Below are 5,899 nucleotides of genomic sequence, written 5' to 3' on the forward strand. Positions count from 1 at the left end.
GCCGCCGAGAAGAAGGCCACCGAGGGCGACAAACGGCCCCCGCTCGCCGTCCTCGACATCGCCGACCAACTCGCCCGTGGCCCGCTCAAGGGCCTCGGGGTGGAGGTGCTGCACGGGAGGATGCACCCCGACGACAAGGACGCCGTGATGCGCCGCTTCGCCGCCGGGGAGACGGACGTCCTGGTCGCCACCACGGTCATCGAGGTCGGCGTCAACGTCCCCAACGCCACGGCGATGGTCATCATGGACGCCGACCTCGATGACCGTGGTGGCGACCAGGACGTCCGTCTCCCCGGCGGCGAAGCGGCGCATCACGGCGTCCTTGTCGTCGGGGTGCATCCTCCCGTGCAGCACCTCCACCCCGAGGCCCTTGAGCGGGCCACGGGCGAGTTGGTCGGCGATGTCGAGGACGGCGAGCGGGGGCCGTTTGTCGCCCTCGGTGGCCTTCTTCTCGGCGGCGCTCTCGTCCTCGTCGCCGATGCGGGGACAGACGACGTACGCCTGGTGGCCGTTCCCGGCCTCCTCGCGGACGCGCTCCCAGGCGCGGGCGAGGAAGTGGGGCTTGTCGGCGGCCGGGACGACATGGGTGGCGATCGGGGAGCGGCCGGCCGGGAGCTGATCGAGGACCGAGGTCTCCAGGTCGCCGAAGACCGTCATCGCGACCGTGCGCGGGATCGGGGTGGCCGTCATGACGAGCAGGTGCGGGGGCTGTTTGCCCTTGCCGCGCAGGGCGTCGCGCTGCTCGACGCCGAAGCGGTGCTGTTCGTCCACGACGACCAGGCCGAGGTCGTGGAACTGGACCTTGTCCTCGATGAGCGCGTGGGTGCCGATGACGATCCCCGCCTCACCGGTGACGATGTCCAGCAGCGCCTGCCTGCGCGCGGCGGCCCCCATCGATCCGGTCAGCAGCACCACCTTGGTCCCGTGCTCCGACCCGCCCAGCATGCCCCCCTCGGCCAGCTCCCCCATCATCTCGGTGACCGACCGGTGATGCTGCTGAGCCAGCACCTCGGTGGGCGCCAGCATGGCCGCCTGCCCGCCGGCGTCGACCACGGCGAGCATGGCGCGGAGCGCCACCAACGTCTTGCCCGACCCCACCTCCCCCTGAAGCAGCCGGTGCATCGGGTGGGAGGTGGCGAGGTCGGTGAAGATCTCGGCGGAGACGCGCTGCTGGCCCTCGGTGAGGGTGAAGGGGAGACGGGCGTCGAAGGCGGTGAGGAGGCCGTCGTCGAGGGGGCGGCGGGGGACGGCCGGGAGCTGGGTGTCGGCGTAGCGGCGACGGGCCAGGGCGACCTGGAGCACGAACGCCTCGTCCCACTTGAGGCGGGCGCGGGCGTCGGCGATGTCGGCCTTGGTGGCGGGGCGGTGGATCTTGACCAGGGCCTCGGGCAGCTCGACCAGGCCACGCCCCGCGCGCAGGGACTCGGGGAGCGGGTCGACGGCCTCCTGGACGCTGGGCAGCACGGTCTGCACCGCCTTGCCGATCTTCCAGGACTCCAGTTTGGCGGTGGCGGGGTAGATCGGGATCAGGGAGCCCGCCCAGCTCTCCACGGCCTCGTCGCCGTCCTCGGCGTCCTTGTCCAACAACTCGTACGCCGGGTGCGCGAGTTGGAGACGGCGGTTGAAGACGGAGACCTTGCCGGAGAACATCGCGCGGGTGCCGGGCAGCAGTTCCTTGTGCGGTTTGTGCACGCCGTTGCCGAAGAAGACCAGTTGGAGGCGGCCGCTGCCGTCGGTGATGGTGACCTCCAGCCGCTGGCCCTTGCCGCGCGGGGCGCGCGAGGAGGCGAAGGTGTGCAGCCGGGCGTCGGCGACCTGGGCGACCACGGTGACGTGCTCGTCCATGGGCAGGTCGGCGAGGTGGGTGAGCTGGCCGCGCTCCTCGTATCTGCGGGGGTAGTGGTGCAGGAGGTCGCCGACGGTGTGCAGGCCGAGGTTCTCGGCCATCACCTTCGCGGTGGCGGGACCGAGCACCTTCTTCAGGGGTTCTCGCAGTGCGGGCACGAGATCCATTGCACACCACACCACCGACATCGCCGTACAGGTGACTCCCGAGCGCCCCGGCGAGATGCCCGAAGCACCTGGTCAGCTCGGGCCTGCGGGCCTAGGATGACGCGCCTCCGGCCATCCCCCGCGGTCACCGCCTCAACGGCATCCGACCGCCCGACCCCGCGCCGCGCGAAGCACCTCCCACCGGCGCCGTGACGATGGACTCCCAGACCTCCCAGTCATCCCCGGCCTCCGAGCCCGCCCCTCCGCACACCTTCCAGGTCGACCTGCGCGGTCTGGTCGACCTGCTCTCCCAGCACCTGTACTCCAGTCCCAAGGTCTACCTGCGCGAGCTGCTCCAGAACGCCGTGGACGCCGTCACCGCCCGGCGGTCGGAGGAGCCAGGCGCCCCGGCGCGGGTGCGGCTGTTCCCGGACGGGCGGGGCGGGCTCAGGGTGGAGGACAGCGGCATCGGGCTCACCGAGTCGGACGTGCACACCCTGCTGGCGACCATCGGCCGCAGCTCCAAGCGGGCGGAGGGCCTGGAGGAGACGCGCTCCGGGTTCCTCGGCCGGTTCGGCATCGGGCTGCTGGCCTGCTTCGTGGTCGCCGAGCGCATCCGCGTGGTCAGCCGCAGCGCCCGTACGCCCGGCGCCCCGCCGGTGGAGTGGACGGCAGCCGACGACGGCTCGTACACCGTGCGGACCCTGCCGGACTCGGCCCGCCCGGAGCCGGGCACCACCGTGCACCTGGTGGCGCGGCCGGGTGCCGGCGAGTGGCTGGCGCCCGCGCGGGTGCGCACCCTGGCACGGGACTTCGGCTCCCTGCTGCCGTACGACGTACGGGTGGACGACGAGCCGGTCACCGACCTCCCGGCGCCCTGGGACCGCACCTGGCCGAGCCGGGCGGAGCGGCGGGCGGCGCTGGAGGCGCACTGCCGGGAGCTGTTCGGCTTCGCCCCGCTGGACGCGATCACGCTGGACGTGCCGCTGGCCGGGGTGCGCGGGGTGGCGTACGTCCTCCCCTCGGCGGTGAGTCCGGCGCAGCGGGCCACGCACCGGGTCCACCTGAAGGGCATGCTGCTCACCGAGCGCGCCGAACAGCTCCTGCCCGACTGGGCGTTCTTCGTGCGCTGCGTGCTGGACACGGACACCCTGCGGCCCACCGCGTCGCGCGAGGCGCTGTACGAGGACGAGACGCTGGCCGGGGTCCGGGAGGCGCTGGGCGGGCGGGTGCGGGACTGGCTGACGGGGCTCGCGGCGGGTGACCCGGAGCGGCTCTCGGCGTTCCTGGTCGTGCACCATCTCGGGGTGCGGGCGCTGGCCCGGCACGACGGCGAGATGCTGCGGGTCATGCTGCCGTGGCTCCCGTTCGAGACCAGTGACGGGGAGCTGTCGCTGGAGGAGTTCGCCCGACGGCACCCGGTGGTCCACTTCACCCGGAGCGTGGAGGAGTTCCGCCAGGTGGCGCCGATCGCCGCCGCGCAGGGCGTCGGGGTGGTGAACGGGGGTTACACCTACGACGCGGAGCTGGTCGAGGCGCTGCCGTCGGTGCGGCCGGGCACGGTGGTCGCGGAGCTGGACGCGGACACGGTGACCGCGCATCTGGACTCGGTGGACCCGGCGGCGGAGCTGGCGCTTTCCGGCTTCCTGGCGGCCGCGCGGGCCAGGCTCGATCCGCTGGACTGCGATGTGGTGCTGCGGGCGTTCCACCCGGTGTCGGTGCCCGCGCTGCATCTGGACGACCGGTCGGCGCGGCACGAGCGGGCGCGGGTGGATGCGGAGGAGCAGGCGGACGACCTGTGGGCGGGCATCCTGGGCTCGCTGCGCGGCACCGCGCCCCGCGCCCGGCTGGTGCTGAACCACCTGAACCCGCTGGTGCGGCGGGTCGGTTCACTGACCGACCCGGAGCTGACGGGCACGGCGGCCGAGGCGCTGTACGGGCAGGCGCTGCTGCTGGCGCACCGCCCGCTGCGGCCGGCCGACTCGGCGCTCGTGAACCGGGCGTTCGCCGGACTGCTGGACCGGGCGACACTCGGAGAGGGCGAGGGACGATGAGCCGGATCATGGACTTCGAGGCGCTGCGCCGGGCCATGGCGGAGAACGCGGAGCGGCCGGAGGGCCCGGCGCGCAACGCGCGCGCGGAGGAACTCCTCGCCGAGGCCGAGAAGCTGGAGATTCCGCTCGCGGTGATCGAGGCGCTCGGTCATCAGGTGAAGGTCTACAACTACAGCTCGGAGAAGGACCGGGTGTTCGTCCCGTTCGCGCGGCTGCTGCGGATGTGGGACGAGCGTCCCGGGGATTTCGACGCGTACGAGGCGCACGCGCTGCACTGGACGTTCAAGTGGATGACCGCGGGCATGCTGGGCCAGCCGCACATCCCCCTGGCGTCGGTGGAGGACTGGCTCGCCGAGATGGAGCGCCGTTACCGGGTCGCCGGGTACTCCGAACGGGCCGTGCGTGCGGCCGAGTTCGGCATCGCCTCGCACATCGGGGACCGGGCGCGGGCCGAGCGGGCGTACCGCGCGTGGCTGGCCGCGGACCGGGACGACATGGCCGACTGCCACGCCTGCGAGCTGGGCGGGCAGGGTGGCTGGCAGGCGCGGTCGGGGCGTCCGGCGGAGGCGCTGGAGCTGTGGGCGCCGGTGCTGGGGGGCGAGTTCGCCTGTGCGCACGAGCCGCACGGAGTGCTGGCCCGCTCCCTGGTGCCGCTGCTGCGGCTGGGCCGGCTGGAGGAGGCGCGCGCCCATCATCTGCGGGGCATCCGGCTGGTGCGGCCCATGGAGAGCATGCGGGACGCGTACGCCGCTCATGTGGAGTTCTGCGCGCTGAGCGGGAACGAGGAGCGCGCCCTGGAGTTGCTGGCGGAGCGGCCCGCGTACTTCACGGACACCGGCCATCCGCGCAGTCTGCTGGAGTTTCTGGCCGTGGTGACGCTGCTGATGGACCGGCTGACCGCGCTCGGCCTGGGCGGCCGGGAGGTGCCGGGTCCGGCCGGGCGGACGTGGACCGCGCGGGAGCTGGCCGGGCACGCGCGCGTGGAGGCGCTGGAGCTGGCCGCGCGGTTCGACGCCCGCAACGGCACCTCGCACATCGGTGACCTGACCCGCGCCACGATGGCGGCGGAGCCCTTGGCGGAGCGCCTCCCGCTGGGGGTACGGACGGCTCCGGCACCGCCTCCCGCCCCCGAGGAGGTCCCGGCCGGGGAGCCGGCGGTGCCCGAGCTGCTGGCACGGGCGCGGCGGCTCTCGGAGACCCTCCAGCCGGACGCCCCGCAGGCATGGGCGGCCCTCGCCCTGGCCGCCGACGTCGCCGGACTCGACGCACGCGCGCGTGCCGAGCTGGCCGACAACGAGGCGATGGTCCACGGCGCCGACGGCATCCCGCTCTTCGAGGAGGCCGCCGCCCTGTACGCGGAGGCGGGCGACCCGGGCGAGGCCCTCGCGGCCCGCGCGCGTGGAGCGTACGTACGCGCCCTGACCGGTGACACGGAGGCGGCCCGCAAGACGGTCGACGGGCTGTACGACGAGGTGCTGGCGCTGTACGCGGAGGCGGCGACCGGTCCCCGGCAGACGGCCGGAGTGCTGATCAGCCGGGCCCGCGTGCTGATGTGCCGTGTCCACGAGGGCGCCCCGGCACAGGAGGCGGAGCGGGCCGCGCGGGAGGTGCTGGCGTTCGTCGGCGGCCGCACCGGGGACGACGTACGGCTGGTGGCGCGCGGGGCCGAGGCGCGGGCCATGCTGGCGGAACTGGCCGAGCTGGGCGGGGACCTGCCGCGCGCGGCCGACCTGTTCCGGCGGGCGGCGGCCGAGTACACGGGCGTGGGGCTGCCCTGGTTCGCCGTGGAGTACGAGGCGCGGGTGGGGGCGCTGTCCCAGCACCTCGGGGAGCCGGCCGAGGCCGAGCGGGCG

1 protein-coding gene and 3 pseudogenes are annotated in these 5,899 nt (G+C 74.1%); 3 read left to right on the top strand and 1 reads right to left on the bottom strand.

The window, feature by feature from the left end:
• Positions 1-147: 147 nt before the first annotated feature.
• Positions 148-198 (top strand): annotated as a pseudogene (locus tag CCN33_RS33875) (hypothetical protein); the annotation flags it as partial.
• A gap of 6 nt (positions 199-204) precedes the next feature.
• On the opposite strand, the pseudogene CCN33_RS23315 reads toward CCN33_RS33875, so the two are convergent.
• Positions 205-2,013 (bottom strand): annotated as a pseudogene (locus CCN33_RS23315) (ATP-dependent DNA helicase RecG); the annotation flags it as partial.
• A 194-nt stretch (positions 2,014-2,207) separates the two neighbouring features.
• Between CCN33_RS23315 and CCN33_RS23320 the strand changes: the two are divergent.
• Positions 2,208-4,046, top strand: a complete 1,839-nt coding sequence (locus tag CCN33_RS23320) for an HSP90 family protein (RefSeq protein ID WP_086695471.1) — start codon at positions 2,208-2,210, stop codon at positions 4,044-4,046.
• Positions 4,043-5,899 (top strand): annotated as a pseudogene (locus CCN33_RS23325) (tetratricopeptide repeat protein); the annotation flags it as partial. The gene CCN33_RS23320 and the pseudogene CCN33_RS23325, both read left to right, overlap by 4 nt.

Source organism: Streptomyces recifensis (assembly GCF_002154615.1).
Taxonomy (GTDB): Bacteria; Actinomycetota; Actinomycetes; order Streptomycetales; family Streptomycetaceae; genus Streptomyces; species Streptomyces griseoluteus.